This is a genomic window from Herbaspirillum lusitanum P6-12, assembly GCF_000256565.1.
In the GTDB taxonomy this organism is placed as follows: Bacteria; Pseudomonadota; Gammaproteobacteria; order Burkholderiales; family Burkholderiaceae_D; genus Herbaspirillum; species Herbaspirillum lusitanum.
The window spans coordinates 1-14,307 of record NZ_AJHH01000111.1 but is presented as its reverse complement, the minus strand read 5'-3'; the positions used below and the strand labels follow the sequence as shown (position 1 = coordinate 14,307).

12 protein-coding genes are annotated in these 14,307 nt (G+C 55.3%); 6 read left to right on the top strand and 6 right to left on the bottom strand.

Features of this window, described 5'->3' with window-relative positions:
* Positions 1-48 precede the first annotated feature (48 nt).
* The 4 genes from HLUSI_RS0103900 to HLUSI_RS34890 all read left to right on the top strand — a co-directional run bounded on the left by HLUSI_RS0103900 (position 49) and on the right by HLUSI_RS34890 (position 5,139).
* The gene (locus tag HLUSI_RS0103900) at positions 49-804 is read left to right on the top strand and encodes an SDR family NAD(P)-dependent oxidoreductase (RefSeq protein ID WP_029363095.1); all 756 of its coding nucleotides are present in this window, start codon (positions 49-51) and stop codon (positions 802-804) included.
* Between the two features lie 79 nt (positions 805-883).
* Positions 884-2,437, top strand: coding sequence for a class I adenylate-forming enzyme family protein (locus HLUSI_RS0103895; protein WP_016832728.1), 1,554 nt, complete (start codon positions 884-886; stop codon positions 2,435-2,437).
* Between the two features lie 38 nt (positions 2,438-2,475).
* Positions 2,476-3,945 carry an NADP-dependent succinate-semialdehyde dehydrogenase gene (gene gabD / locus HLUSI_RS0103890; RefSeq protein WP_016832727.1) on the top strand — a complete coding sequence of 490 codons (1,470 nt, stop codon included), beginning with the start codon at positions 2,476-2,478 and terminating at the stop codon, positions 3,943-3,945.
* A gap of 174 nt (positions 3,946-4,119) precedes the next feature.
* Complete coding sequence (locus HLUSI_RS34890) at positions 4,120-5,139, top strand: winged helix-turn-helix transcriptional regulator (RefSeq protein WP_016832726.1); 1,020 nt, start codon at positions 4,120-4,122, stop codon at positions 5,137-5,139.
* Between the two features lie 11 nt (positions 5,140-5,150).
* Here the strand turns inward: HLUSI_RS34890 and adk are convergent, their stop codons facing one another.
* From adk to HLUSI_RS0103855, 6 genes are all read right to left on the bottom strand, one after another.
* Positions 5,151-5,807 (bottom strand): adenylate kinase, encoded by a 657-nt coding sequence (gene adk / locus HLUSI_RS0103880; RefSeq protein WP_029363094.1) that lies wholly within the window; start codon positions 5,805-5,807, stop codon positions 5,151-5,153.
* 64 nt (positions 5,808-5,871) lie between these two features.
* On the bottom strand, positions 5,872-7,533 hold the full coding sequence (locus tag HLUSI_RS34600; protein WP_016832724.1) for a methyl-accepting chemotaxis protein: 1,662 nt from the start codon (positions 7,531-7,533) through the stop codon (positions 5,872-5,874).
* A gap of 86 nt (positions 7,534-7,619) precedes the next feature.
* The gene (locus tag HLUSI_RS0103870) at positions 7,620-8,591 is read right to left on the bottom strand and encodes a branched-chain amino acid ABC transporter permease (protein ID WP_016832723.1); all 972 of its coding nucleotides are present in this window, start codon (positions 8,589-8,591) and stop codon (positions 7,620-7,622) included.
* A gap of 13 nt (positions 8,592-8,604) precedes the next feature.
* Complete coding sequence (locus tag HLUSI_RS0103865) at positions 8,605-9,489, bottom strand: branched-chain amino acid ABC transporter permease (protein ID WP_029363093.1); 885 nt, start codon at positions 9,487-9,489, stop codon at positions 8,605-8,607.
* Between the two features lie 27 nt (positions 9,490-9,516).
* The gene (locus tag HLUSI_RS0103860) at positions 9,517-10,236 is read right to left on the bottom strand and encodes an ABC transporter ATP-binding protein (protein WP_029363092.1); all 720 of its coding nucleotides are present in this window, start codon (positions 10,234-10,236) and stop codon (positions 9,517-9,519) included.
* Positions 10,233-11,006, bottom strand: coding sequence for an ABC transporter ATP-binding protein (locus HLUSI_RS0103855; RefSeq protein WP_029363091.1), 774 nt, complete (start codon positions 11,004-11,006; stop codon positions 10,233-10,235). The genes HLUSI_RS0103860 and HLUSI_RS0103855 overlap by 4 nt, the downstream gene beginning before the upstream one ends.
* Positions 11,007-11,276: 270 nt before the next feature.
* Here HLUSI_RS0103855 and HLUSI_RS0103850 point away from each other — a divergent pair, with 270 nt between their 5' ends.
* Positions 11,277-12,485, top strand: coding sequence for an ABC transporter substrate-binding protein (locus tag HLUSI_RS0103850; RefSeq protein WP_016832719.1), 1,209 nt, complete (start codon positions 11,277-11,279; stop codon positions 12,483-12,485).
* A gap of 167 nt (positions 12,486-12,652) precedes the next feature.
* On the top strand, positions 12,653-14,218 hold the full coding sequence (locus HLUSI_RS0103845) for a methyl-accepting chemotaxis protein (RefSeq protein WP_016832718.1): 1,566 nt from the start codon (positions 12,653-12,655) through the stop codon (positions 14,216-14,218).
* Positions 14,219-14,307: the final 89 nt, after the last annotated feature.

Here is a 14,307-nt window from a genome sequence, read left to right as displayed (position 1 = left end):
TCCGGAAAAAGAAAATTTAATCGAGTTGAAACATAGAGGAGAAACAAAATGGATATGGGATTGCGTGGAAAAGTGGCGTTGGTGACTGGTTCGGGACGTGATGTCGGACGCGAGATCGCCTTGGGTCTGGCGGCTGAAGGTGCGATCGTCGCGGTTAACTACAACAGCTCGGCTACCGAAGCGGAAGCTGTCGTCAAGCAAATTCAAGATGCCGGCGGCAAGGCCAAGGCATATCGTGCGAACGTCGGAGCGTATGCCGACGTCAAGAAAATGGTTGACGACGTCGTGGCAGATTTCGGTCGCCTGGATATCCTGGTGAACAATGCGGGCGTCGTGATCAACGAGCGTTTCGTCAACAGCACGCCAGAACAATGGACCAAACAGATCGATGTCGACCTGTACGGCACGATCCATACCAGCCATGCAGCGGCGCCGCACATGATCAAGCAGAACGGCGGACGCATCATCACACTGGTCGGCGATTCATCCCGCATCGGCGAGAACGGCCTGGCCATCGCCGCGGCGGCACGTGCGGGTGGTATTGCGCTGATGAAATCACTGGCAAAGGAACTGGGACGCGCCAACATCACTGCAAATTCGATTTCCCTCGGCCTGATTGAAACCGCTCATTCCGATCCTGAATTCCTGGCGGCCAATCGCGAGAAGATCGTCCGTAACTATCCTTTGCGTCGTATCGGTACGCCGGGTGATGTCGCACCGGTGGTGACTTTCCTGGCGTCCGAAGGCGCCGGCTGGGTGACCGGGCAAGTGCTCAGCGTCAACGGCGGCTTCTGCATGGTCTGAGTCAGAACAGACTGGAACTCGCGTCGAAAGCCAATCAATAGGCTGAAGATGCGGGTGATTAAGTTTAAGGAGGATAGATATGATTCACTGCGAACTCATCGCGCCAGTGGGCGAGCTGATTCGTCGCCACGCGCAACGTACGCCTCGCAAGATCGCCTATGAAGACCGCCATACGTCGGTCAGCTACGGCGAACTTGAGAAAACCACAACCAACCTCGCCGGTCATCTGCAGGATGCAGGCATAGCAGCAGGCGACAGCGTTGCCATTTTTCTGCCGAATTCGGTCGACTGGGTAGAGAGTTGCTTCGCGATTGTGCGGGCTGGGGGAGTCGCCGTCCCCATCAGCTATGACGCCACCGAACATGAAGTTGCCTATCGCATTGAAGATGCCGGTTGCAAGGCCATCTTTACTACTGATGACAAGGCTGACGTCGTCGCTGCGCTGCAGGCCAGGTTCCCATTCCTGAAAACAGTCTTCCTGACGGAAGGTGCTTCGAAAGCTGGCGGCAAAGACGGCTTGCGCTACCTTGATTTGCGTTCCGCTGCCGCCAAATCGCTTCCGCGCGAGGCGGAGGATATCGACCAGTCGTCTTTTATCATTTACACGTCGGGTACAACGGGCCGCGCCAAGGGTGTTCTATTGACGCAGAGGAGCATGCTCTGGGTCTGTGCGGCTTGCTGGGCGCCGATCGCCAACCTGAATGAAAACGACAGAGTGTTGTCTCCCTTGCCGCTGTTCCACTCATATGCGCTGAACCTGTCGGTATTGAGCATCCTGGCCGTCGGTGCGAGCGAATACATCATGGACAAGTTTTCGACGTCCGAGACCTTGGCGCTGCTGAAATCCGGCGATTTCACCGTATTTCCAGCGGTACCCACGATTTTCCACTATCTGCTGGAAGGCGCGCGTGCCGACCCGGGTTGCAAATTCCCGGGGCTGCGCCTGTGCCTGTCCGCCGGCGCCATCATGCCGGCACCGATCAACAAGGAGTTTGAAGAACGCTTCGGCGTAATGCTGCTGGACGGTTACGGCATCACGGAAACCTCGACCATGGTGACGCTCAACTGGCAGCATGGCACCCGCGTCATGGGTTCATGCGGATTGCCATTGCCCGGTCTTGCCACACGCATCGTTGATCCGTCCACAGGACTGGACGTCGAATCCGGCCAGGAAGGGGAGTTGATCGTTCGCGGCCCCAATCTGATGAAAGGCTATCACCGCAAACCGGAAGAAACCGCGAAGGCGCTGCAGAATGGCTGGTATTACACCGGCGACTTGGCTCGCAGCGATCAGAGCGGCTATCTGACAATTACCGGGCGCCTGAAGGAACTGATCATACGGGGCGGCCAGAACATTGCGCCGGCGGAAGTGGAGGAAGCGGTTTCGGCCTTCGAAGCTGTGTTGGATTGCGCCGTAGTCGGCGCACCTCATCAGCATCTTGGCGAAGTACCCGTCGTGTTCGTAGTCTCGCGTCCCGGCATGACGGTAGTGGAGGCCGATCTGCTCTTGCATTGCAAAGAACGCCTGTCGTCTTACAAGCTGCCGCATGCGGTACATGTGGTGGCGGAGATTCCTCGTACCGGCTCCGGCAAGATCATTCGCTATAAGTTGCGCGAGACGCTTCCTAGTTAACCTGATTGCTCTCCTGGCGAGAGGAAAGAAGAGAACATATGACAAAAATTTCCAATATCGGATTGAAAGATCCGGACTTACTGCGCCATCAGGCGTTCATCGGCGGGACCTGGTCGGACGCAGACGGTGGTCAGGTCATCGAAGTCACCAATCCTTCCACCGGCAAATCCCTTGGAACCGTGCCGAAAATGGGCCGCGGCGAAACTGCCAGGGCGATTGATGCTGCGGCGAAGGCCCTGCGCGCCTGGCAGTCGAAAACTGCCAAGGATCGATCGACGATTTTGCGGAAATGGTTCGATCTCCTGCTGGCCAATCAAGACGATCTCGCATTGATCATGACGCTGGAGCAGGGCAAGCCGCTGGCAGAAAGCAAGGGCGAAATCGCTTACGCCGCCTCGTTCATCGAATGGTTCGGCGAAGAAGCCAAACGTACTTATGGCGACACCATTCCCTCGCCGGCGCCCGACAACCGCATCGTCGTCATCAAGGAACCGATCGGCGTCTGTGCGGCCATCACGCCATGGAATTTCCCGGCGGCCATGATCACGCGCAAAGCAGCGCCGGCATTGGCCGCGGGATGCACGATGGTCATCAAGCCCGCCAGCATGACGCCGTTCTCGGCGCTGGCGCTGTGCGTACTGGCGCAGCGGGCCGGGATTCCGGATGGCGTGCTGTCCTGCGTAACCGGCTCCGCCGGAGAAATCGGGGCCGAGCTGACGTCCAATCCAACGGTGCGCAAACTGAGCTTCACCGGCTCGACCGAGATTGGCAAACTGCTGTTGCAGCAATGCGCCGGCACCGTCAAGAAGACGTCGATGGAGCTGGGCGGCAATGCGCCGTTCATCGTGTTCGACGACGCCGATATCGATGCAGCAGTGAAGGGCGCGATGATCGCCAAATATCGCAATGCAGGACAGACTTGCGTCTGCGCCAATCGGATCCTGGTTCAGGATGGCGTGTATGACGTTTTTGTCGAACGTTTTTCGGCGGCGGTTCGCGCTCTCAAGGTCGGCGACGGTCTGGAGCAGGGCGTCACAATCGGACCGCTGATCGACGACAATGCACGGGAGAAAGCTGAAGAACACGTTGCCGATGCGCTGAAAAAAGGCGCCAAGGCTGTCGTCGGCGGCGCTCGACATGCCTTGGGCGGTAGTTTCTTCCAACCCACGGTGCTGGCGGACGCCACTCCCGACATGGCCATCTTCAAGGAAGAGACCTTCAGCCCGGTTGCACCGGTGTTCCGCTTCCATACCGAAGAAGAAGCTGTCGCCATGGCGAACGACACCGAGTTTGGTCTTGCGTCGTACTTCTACGGCCGCGATATCGGTCGTATCTGGCGTGTGGCAGAGGCGTTGGAGTACGGCATGGTGGGTATCAACGAAGGCTTGATTTCCACGGAAGTGGCGCCATTCGGCGGCATCAAGGAAAGCGGCAGCGGTCGCGAGGGATCGAAATACGGCATCACCGATTACCTCGAAACAAAATATCTTTGCATGGGCGGCATCTGACCAGACCGCAGCGGCGCTCAACGCAGTGAGGAGCGCCGCCTTTCAACCTCGTAATGCATTTTGGTATACAGCGATTTGCTTTAGAATACGCATGCGACGGGCCTGTGCAATATCCGGGCTCGTCAGCTTCCTCAACTCAAATCGTTGCCTGGCGCGTCGCCAGAGCGTAAATTTATGACAGAAGCACAATCGCCAGCCGTCGTGGAAGATCCGGATCAGGAACTTCATTTTCCCTCTTTCGAGAGCTTCGGCTCGGTCGCCAAAACCGTCGAAATACTGTCCGATGCGTGGAGCTTTCTGGTCCTGCGGGAATGCTTTTTCGGCGCGCGGCGCTTCGAGCAATATCAGCGCGTGCTGCGTCTGCCCCGAAACACCCTGATCAAGCGGCTGAACAAACTTATCGACCTCGGCTTGCTGCGTCGTTCCAGTTATTCGCCTTCGTCGACACGCTTCGAATATCGCTTCACCGACAAGGGCCGGGACTTGTACTCCACCATGCTGGCGCTGCTGAAGTACGGCGATACGTGGTTGAGCGGCGACGAACCTCCGCCGCTTCAGTTGATTCACAAGCGTTGCGGAAAAGCATGTTCCCCAGTCGTTGTGTGCTCTGAATGCACCTCGCCTATCGATCCGCACGATATTCAGTATCGAAAAGGCCCAGGCAACTTTGCCCATGTGCACGAGCCGGAGGAGCGCAAGCGTTCCCGGCGGCCTTCGGATCCCCAGATTCTGGAACGTCTTCGTCCTTGCTCCGTAGCCCGCACCTTGCAAATCATCGGCGACCGCTGGAGTTTCTTGCTGATCCGGGAGATGTTCTTCGGTGTGCGCCGCTTTGATGAATTTCAAACCAACATCGGGATTGCCAGCAATATCCTGACCGATCGCTTGCAGCGTCTCACTGAATACGGCGTGGTGGAAAAACGCCTGTATCAGATGCGTCCGGAGCGCTTTGAGTATCGCTTTACCGCCAAGGGACGCGATTTGTACGGTTCAATGCTGGTCATGCGGCGGTGGGGTGACAAGTGGCTGTTCAACGGCAAGGCGCCATTGATTCTTCGTCATCGCCGTTGCCAGCACGACTTCTTTGCTGCAGTCGTGTGCAGCGAGTGCGGCGGGGAACTGAGTCCTTATGAAGTTTCATATGAACTCCGCTACACGCTGGACGTGGATCAGAATCAAAAAGAAGCGGCGTAATACGCATCCAATCAGCCGGCCAGCGCTGCAAATACATGATCCCTGATTTCTATCACCGGTCCCACGCCCGGGATTTTTCGATACACTGGTGCGCCGACCCGGCCTGAGCTGGCCCATTCGCCGTAGTAACCGAGCAGCACTTCGGTCTGCTCGTGATACACCGAAAGGCGCGTCCTGACGGTTTCTTCCTTGTCGTCTTCACGTTGAATCAACGCTTCGCCGGTGACGTCATCCTTGCTTTCAGCCTTTGGCGGATTGAACTTGATGTGATAGGTCCGGCCCGAAGCAGGATGTACGCGACGACCGCTCATACGCTCGATAATGGAGCTGTCGGGCACGTCGATTTCCAGTACATGGTCGATGGCCACGCCGGCATCCTTCATGGCGTCCGCCTGACGGGTGGTGCGTGGAAAGCCATCAAAGAGATAGCCGCTGGCGCAGTCTGCCTTTTCCAGGCGGTTCCTGACCAGGCCGATGATGATTTCGTCAGATACCAGCCCGCCGGCGTCCATTACCTTCTTAGCAGCGATGCCCAGTTCTGTTCCTTCCGCGACTGCGGCGCGCAGCATGTCGCCTGTGGAAATCTGAGGGATATTGAATTTTTCTGTAATGAACTTGGCTTGTGTGCCTTTGCCCGCACCAGGTGGTCCTAAAAGGATGAGACGCATATGGTTTCCTGAATTGAGGTTTTGAGGAGACGAGTTTTCCAGTTCGTCCAATGGAAAGTAACGGCTATGAGGTCTTCACGTGAGTTCCCAAGCGGGAAGAAATCTTTCTGGTACCGCCAGGAGGCAGTTGCGGACGATAGTCGTCGATCACCATCAGGGAAGGTTCATCAGCGCCAAGCTTGAAAATACTGACCGCGTTCGTGAGTTGAACTGCCTGATCCCGGAGTGCTTCCGACGCTGCCGATGCTTGCTCGACCAACGCTGCGTTCTGCTGTGTGGTCTGATCCATTTGCGTCACTGCTTGATGAATCTGTTCGATGCCGGCAGTCTGCTCCGCGCTCGCCGAAGCAATTTCCTCAATGATGTCGCGTACTTTGCCGACACTCGCAACGACTTCCTGCATCGTCTCGCCTGCGGAATCGACCAGTTTCGTGCCGCTTCCGACTTTTTCGACCGAATCATCAATCAGCGTCTTGATTTCCCTGGCGGCGCCGGCGGACCGCTGGGCGAGCGCGCGTACTTCGCTGGCGACGACCGCAAATCCTCGCCCTTGCTCACCGGCGCGCGCTGCCTCCACTGCAGCGTTGAGGGCAAGAATATTGGTCTGAAATGCGATGCCGTCGATGACGGCAATGATATCGACGACTTTCCTGGACGAATCGTTTATGGATGCCATGGTTGCCACGACTTGCGAAACCACGTCGCCGCCTTTCACTGCGACTTCCGAGGCTGCTGCAGCCAATTGGTTGGCCTGACGTGCATTGTCGGCATTCTGTCGTACGGTCGCCGTCAGCTCTTCCATGGAAGAGGCTGTTTCTTCCAGCGATGCGGCTTGCTGTTCGGTACGGTCCGAGAGACTTCGGTTTCCTGCTGCGATCTCGGCCGACGCTGTTGCGATGGTTTCTGCACCGCTGCGCACCCGGCCGACGATACGGTTGAGGCTGTCGTTCATTTTTTTCAGAGCGGAAAGGAGGCGGCCTGTCTCATCCTCGGCTACGGATAAAATCTTTGTACTTACGTCTCCCGCAGCAACTGCTTCGGCGACCGACAAAGCTCGCGTCAACGGAATCTTGATAGAGCGGGTGATACGCCAAGCAATCATCGCGCACAGGATGATTGCGATAGCCCCCAATGCGAAAAGCAGATTTCGTGTGCGTAGATAATCTTCGCGTGCTTCGTCGGCTACCCGTCGGGTCGTTTCCGTCTCATAAGACACAATGGCATCGAGTGCCACGATGGTGTCGCGCAGGGCAGGGCTGGCCTTGTTCATCAAGAACGCTATCGCCTCGGCATTCTTGTGTTGCAGGCGCATCTCAATCATCTGGTTGTTCAGCGGTACTGCAACGGCAAGGGAGGCATTGAGCTTCGCAAGCAGCTCCTTTCCTTGATCATCGTCAATCAGCCTTGTCAGGAGAGCTTTGGCCGCACCGTACTTGCCGCGTACTTCGGAAAGCTTGCGACGTTCAACTTCCATCGCGGCGTCATCGTCCAGCATGGCGATGTTGCTGGCGTATGCCGCGACGTCACGAATGGCGCTGGTCGCGGTATTGGCGGCGCTGACTTTGACGTTATGGTCATCAATGATGCGCGCTGTCCTTGCCTGCATTTCGCGCAGTGCATTCAACGAAAGCGCCAGCGTCAGTATCAGCAACACCAGAACAAGCCCAAAGGCCAGGGAGAGACGGGCACCGATGTTCAGTCGGGAAAGCGAGATAGGTATTTTCATTTCTGTCGCAAGTTGGATCGGCAAGGCAAGGAGCGCCTGGAAAAGTCACGGCTGCCGCTGCGGCGCCGTGACGAGAAAAGCAATGGTCAGCGTGCCCGGAGCTTTCTGATGAGGCCGCCGATTTCCCCGACGATGCCACGCCGGAACGCCAGCACACAGACGATGAAGATCAGTCCGGTGACGATGGTGACCGACTCGCCCAGGGCGCGAAACCACTCGACTCCAGTCAAGCTTGCCAGTCCATCTCCTAGTTCTCCGAGCTTGTTTTCAAGGGAGATGATGAGAATGGCTCCAATGATCGGCCCGGTCTTCGTCCCCAGTCCACCCACCAATGTCATCAACACCACCAGGCCGGACATGCTCCAATGGACATCGGTAAGCGTTTCGAACCCGAGCACCACAGCCTTGGTTGCTCCCGCCAACCCTGCCAGCGCTCCCGACAGGACAAATGCCAGAAGTTTGTAGCGATCGACGTCATAGCCCAGGGAAATTGCACGCGCCTCATTCTCCTTGATGGCTTTCAGGATCTGCCCGAAAGGGGAGTGGACGGTACGAACGATGAGGGCAAATGCGATGCTGACGATACACACGACCAGATAGTACATGGTCAAATCGTTGTTGAGATCAATTGATCCCAGCAATTTCCCTCGAGGAATGCCCTGCAAGCCGTCTTCACCTCCTGTGAAGGGCGCTTGCAGAAAAACAAAAAACAGCATTTGAGCCAGCGCCAGCGTGATCATCGTGAAATAGATGCCTTGGCGGCGAATCGCCAGTCCGCCAACGACAAAAGCAATCGCAGCTGCGGAGGCAGTTCCGATGAGGATGCCGGCTTCAAACGGCACGCCCCAGACTTTCAGGGCATGTCCGGCAACATAACCGGCCGACCCGAAAAATGCGGCGTGGCCGAATGACAAAAGTCCCGTGAAGCCGGTTAGAAGATTGAAGGCACAGGCGAACAGCGCGAAGCAAAGCAGCTTCATCAGGAACACCGGATAGAGGACGTAAGGAGCGACCAGCGCTAAAACCAGCGCGACTACTAAAATCAATATTTTGTTCATCGAAGTATTCCCGTCATTTTTCTTTGCCGAACAAACCGGCTGGGCGCAGCATGAGGACGATTGCCATGATGATGAACACCACCGTGGCGGACAGCTCCGGATAGAACACCCGAGTCAATCCTTCAATGACCCCGACGCCAAGGCCGGTAAAGATTGATCCCATGATTGATCCCATGCCGCCAATGACCACCACGGCGAATACCACGATGATCAGATTGGAGCCCATCAGCGGCGACACTTGAATGACCGGCGCGGCCAGCACGCCGGCAAATGCTGCCAGTGCGACGCCGAAGCCATACGTACAGGTGACGATGAACGGGACGTTGATGCCGAAAGCTTCCACCAGCTTCGGATTTTCGGTGCCCGCGCGCAGATAGGCGCCGAGACGTGTCTTTTCGATCATGTACCAGGTGGCCAGACAAACGACCGCCGAGGCGAGCACAACCCACGCCCGATACTTCGGCAGCATCATGAAACCGAGATTGAAAGCGCCTCCCAAGGCTTCCGGAACTGCATACGGTTGCCCGGAGACGCCGTACACGGAACGAAAAATTCCTTCCATCATCAGCGTGATGCCAAAGGTCAGAAGCAAACCGTAGACGTGGTCCAGTTTGTAAAGCCAGCGCAGCATGGTTTTTTCGATGACGATGCCGAACAGGGCGACCAAAAGGGGAGCCACTGTCAGCATTACCCAGTAGCTCAGCCCTAGATAGCTCAAGCCCATCCACGCCAAAAAAGCACCCATCATGTACAAGGCGCCGTGGGCGAAGTTGATCACGTTGAGCAGGCCGAATATCACCGCCAGACCAAGCGACAACATCGCGTAAAACGATCCGTTGACCAATCCCAGCAACAACTGGCTCAACATGGCCGGCAGCGGGATACCAAAAATATCCATCATTGTTTTTCCTCTTTTTTCGTCCGTCTATACGCCAAGCAGTTCGTTAAGTACCGGCATTTTTTCTTCCAGTTCGGATGCCGCGAAGCGCTCGACGATTTGTCCGTGTTCCATCACGTAGAAACGATCTGCCAGCGGTGCCGCAAAGCGGAAATTCTGCTCGACCATGACAATCGTGTAACCCTTGGCTTTGAGCGTCAGGATCATTCGGGCCAACGTCTGTACGATCACCGGCGCCAGTCCTTCAGAAATCTCGTCCAGTAGGAGCAGGCGAGCGCCGGTACGAAGGATCCGCGCGACAGCAAGCATCTGTTGTTCGCCGCCGGACAGACGGGTACCCTGGCTGGCTTTGCGTTCAAGCAGATTGGGGAACATGCCGTAGATCTCATCGATCGACATCGGCGTTCCACCTCCACGCAGGACAGGAGGGAGGAGGAGGTTTTCTTCGGTCGAGAGGGATGAAAATATGCCGCGTTCTTCAGGGCAATAACCGACCGAAAGATGCGGAATCTTGTGGGTGGAAAGACCGATGGATTCAACACCGTTGATGCGGATGGATCCCTTGCGAGTCCCGGTCAGTCCCATGATCGAGCGCAGGGTAGTTGTGCGGCCAGCACCATTGCGTCCCAGCAGCGTCACAACCTCGCCTTGATTGACAGATAGGTTGACGTCGTGAAGGATGTGCGACTCACCATACCAAGCATGCAGTCCGGAGATTTCCAGCGCAGGAGTAGCAGATTGGGTCATGCGTGCGCTCCTTCCAATGCGGTTGCCGAGGTGCCCATATAGGCTTCCATCACCTGAGGATTTCGGGATACTTCCTGATAACTTCCCTCGGCCAGCACGGCGCCGCGCTGCAGAACGGAGATTTTGTCGCAGATACCGGCGATGACACTCATGTTGTGTTCCACCATGAGAATGGTGCGACCGACCGACACTTTGCGAATCAACTCGGTTACCCGATGCACATCTTCATGGCCCATGCCTTGAGTCGGCTCGTCAAGCAGCATCAATTCAGGATCCATCGCCAGGGTTGTCGCGATTTCCAAGGCGCGCTTCCGGCCATAAGGCAGATCCAGCGTCAGCGTGTGAGCAAAACTGGTGAGATCGACTTCTTCCAGAAGACCCATTGCCCGTTCGTTGAGCTGATTCAGAGTTTCCGCACTCTGCCAAAAATAGAACGACGTTCCAAGTTTTCGTTGCAGCCCGACTCGCACGTTTTCAAGAACGGTCAGATGGGGGAAAACTGCGGAGATCTGGAATGAACGGATTACGCCTTGGCGGGCAATCTCCGCCGGTTGGCAGGCGGTAATGTTCTTTCCATTGAACAAAATGTCGCCCGACGAGGGCGTCAGGAATTTGGTCAACAGATTGAAACAGGTTGTCTTTCCTGCGCCGTTCGGCCCGATCAGAGCGTGGATGTGACCACGAGTCACGCGCAGATTGACGTTGTTTACGGCGGTAAATCCTTTGAATGCTTTAGTGAGATTGTGAGTCTCCAAGATGACGTCGGTCATCACTCCTCCTTGAATGCGTGCTTCCACATGTTCGTTTTTATAAGCTTGCATAACTAGATTAAAGTGATGAAAGAAACTTGTCAATTGAAGATCAAGCAAAATTTCCACCTTCTTTGTGGATTTGACAATATTTCTTTTAAACCCAACGTACATAGGAGTTTTAGTCTATTTGGCATAAAGTCTTTGACACCTGATGGCATTTTTTATAATCTCGTTATGCAAGTTAATTACTTGCATAAGAAAACTACTAGATGGCTTAAGGAGCGAGACATGAACAAACTGGTGAAGATGGCGCCGGCTGCCCTGTTGATGGCGATGGCAATGAACGGCGTGATGGCTCAGGCAGCTAAGCCATTGCGTATTGGTGTGATGACAGACTTGTCCGGGCAGTTTTCTCATGAGGCCGGGCAGGGTGCGGTGACTGCCGTGAAGATGGCGGTCCAGGATTTTGGCGGCAGCGTACTGGGTCGCCCGATTGAAGTGTTAGTCAACGATCATCAGAACAAACCTGATATCGCAGCCAGCAAGGCTCGCGAATGGTTCGATACGCAGAACGTCAAGATGATTAACAACCTGATCAATTCAGGCGTGGCGATTTCCGTGATGAACGTGGCCAAGGAAAAGAACGGCATCGCCATCATCAACGGCTCCGGTTCCTCCCGGATCACCGGCGACGCGTGTACGCCCAACAGCATTCACTATGCCTACGACACGTACGCATTGGCCAATGGCACCGGCAATGCCATCATCAAGCAGGGCGGCGACAGCTGGTTCTTCCTGACGGCCGACTATGCATTCGGTCACTCGCTGGAAGCCGATACTTCCGCCGCAGTGAAAGCAAAGGGCGGCAAAGTGATCGGTGCGGTCCGTTATCCGCTGAATGCTTCTGATCATTCATCGTTCCTGTTGCAGGCCCAGCAGTCCAAGGCAAAAGTCGTCGCATTGGCAGGATCCGGTACCGGCTTTATCAACGCGGTGAAGTCTGCACATGAATTTGGCGTTACACAGTCGGGAAAGCAGATTCTTGCGGGCCTTCTGGTATGGATCACGGACGTCGACGCGATGGGGTTGGAAGTGGCGCAAGGGCTGACGCTCACGAACGGATTCTATTGGGATCGGGATGAAGAGACCAGAAAATGGTCCCGTCGTTTCTTTGCCTTGATGAAACGCATGCCGACGATGGGCGACGCCGGCGACTACTCGTCCACTCTGCACTATCTGCAAGCGGTCAAGGCTGCCGGTACGGACGACACCGCGGCAGTCATGGCGAAAATGAAAGCGACACCGATCAACGACATGTTCGCAAAGAACGGCAAGATTCGCGCCGACGGCCGCATGGTGCATGACATGTACGTCTACCAGGTCAAGAAGCCTTCGGAATCAAAATATCCCTGGGACTATTACAAGTACATCGCCACTATCCCTGCTGACCAAGCATATCGCCCTCTCTCCGAAGGTGGCTGCCCTCTGGTGAAGTAGCGAGTTAGCCGGCATGGCGGACCTGGTCCGCTATCCCGGAAACCATGAAATACATCCTTGCTCCAGCGGTCCAGGTCTTCATGTCGTCGGCCTGGCCCGCTTTTTTTTCACTGTATTCCTTGTGGAGGAATCATGTCGAAATTCTTATCTGAGGTGGCGCTCTGATCATGCTCCACTTTCTACCTCTTAAAATACAAATCCAGCTTTACTCAAAGAAATTCCAGGCGCTTTTTCCGGACGGATTCTGTGTCGATCATAACGCCTTCCTCCGTCCGGACCTGGCCGCCATTCCTGCGCTCAGACATGGAGGCGAGATATTGAATCTCGATCATCGAATACCGGATCGCTTCGCTCAGGAAACCGGTATTACAACGACAATATTTGTTCGCAGGGACGATGATTTTTTCCGTATAAGCACGTCGATCAAGAACCAGACCGGTGAGCGGGCGGTAGGCAGTTCTCTGGATCGTGCTCACCCCGCTCATGCCGCGTTGGTTGCAGGCCAAGCGTACACAGGCCTTGCGTCGGTATTCAGTGTTCAGTTGATGACCCAATACTTACCGATACAAGACGCCAGTGGAAACGTCATCGGCGCGATTGTTGTCGGAATGAATATTACGAGCAGGCGATACGCCGGACTAAACGTGAAATTGGCATTGCTGGTTCAAGGCTTGATCGCAGCGACATTGGTACTGCAGTCCTTGTTTTATGAATGGACATCCAGACATCCTGACTCGTTTCTCTCTAACATCGGCGGGACGCTAGCGTTCTCTGTGACGTGTCTGGTAATAGTGGGAGCCATCGCAGGACGCGTGGCGAGTGCATCCATCGGAAAGTCACTGGTCAAAGCCAAGGCGGCAATGGACAGGATTTCCTCGGGAGATCTCACAGCACTCTTGCACGTGGGACGGCGTGATGAAATCGGGGACTTATTGCATGCGATCAATGCTTGCAGCCAGGGGTTGGCACGCCTGGTCGCCGAAGTCCGACAAGGTTCGAATCAGATTACCTCGGTATCCCAGGAAATCGCCGCCGGAAACACCGATCTTTCCACCAGGACGGAATCCCAAGTTGCCTGGCTCGCGGCAACTGCTAGCTCAACAGCCTCTTTGACTGAAACGGTGAAGCTCAATGTAGAACATACGATGGCTGTCGACGCACATGCATCCGATGCTCGCCGGATTGCGGAAGTGGGAGGAAAGTCAGTTGCGCGGCTTGTAACCACAATGAACGAAATCAAGAGCAGCTCATTGCGGATATCCGATGTCATTAGCATCGTTGAAAATATTGCGGCACAAACTAATCTCTTAGCACTGAACGCTGCCATTGAAGCAGCCCGGGCTGGGGCGGAAGGGCGTGGATTCGCCGTAGTGGCCGCTGAAGTTCGAGGGTTGGCCCAGCGCTGTGGGAGCGCAGCTCAAGAAGTGAAAGGATTGGTCGAAAAGGCCGTCGTCAACGTAAGCAACGGAGAGATGTTGGTCGGTGAGACCGGTTCCACAATGGCCGAAATTATTGCCTCGATTAACGGTGTAGTTGCGGTCACAACAGAGGTCAATCGTGCCAGCCAACATCAGCGTAGTGGAATTGAAAAAGTAAATGATGCAGTTCAAAAAATGGATGACATGTCTCAAGAGAACGCAGCGCTTCTTGAGCAGGCTGCGACCGCAGCGCAGCATATGTATGACCAGGCACTGAAACTTTCCGGTGCGGTAAGTATTTTTAAAATCGCTTGAATAACAAGCGCGAATGAGAAGTCGCTTTCGTTGCAAATAAACGCGGAAAATAAAAGGTAATAGAGTTAATTAAATTGATTTTTAAAAAT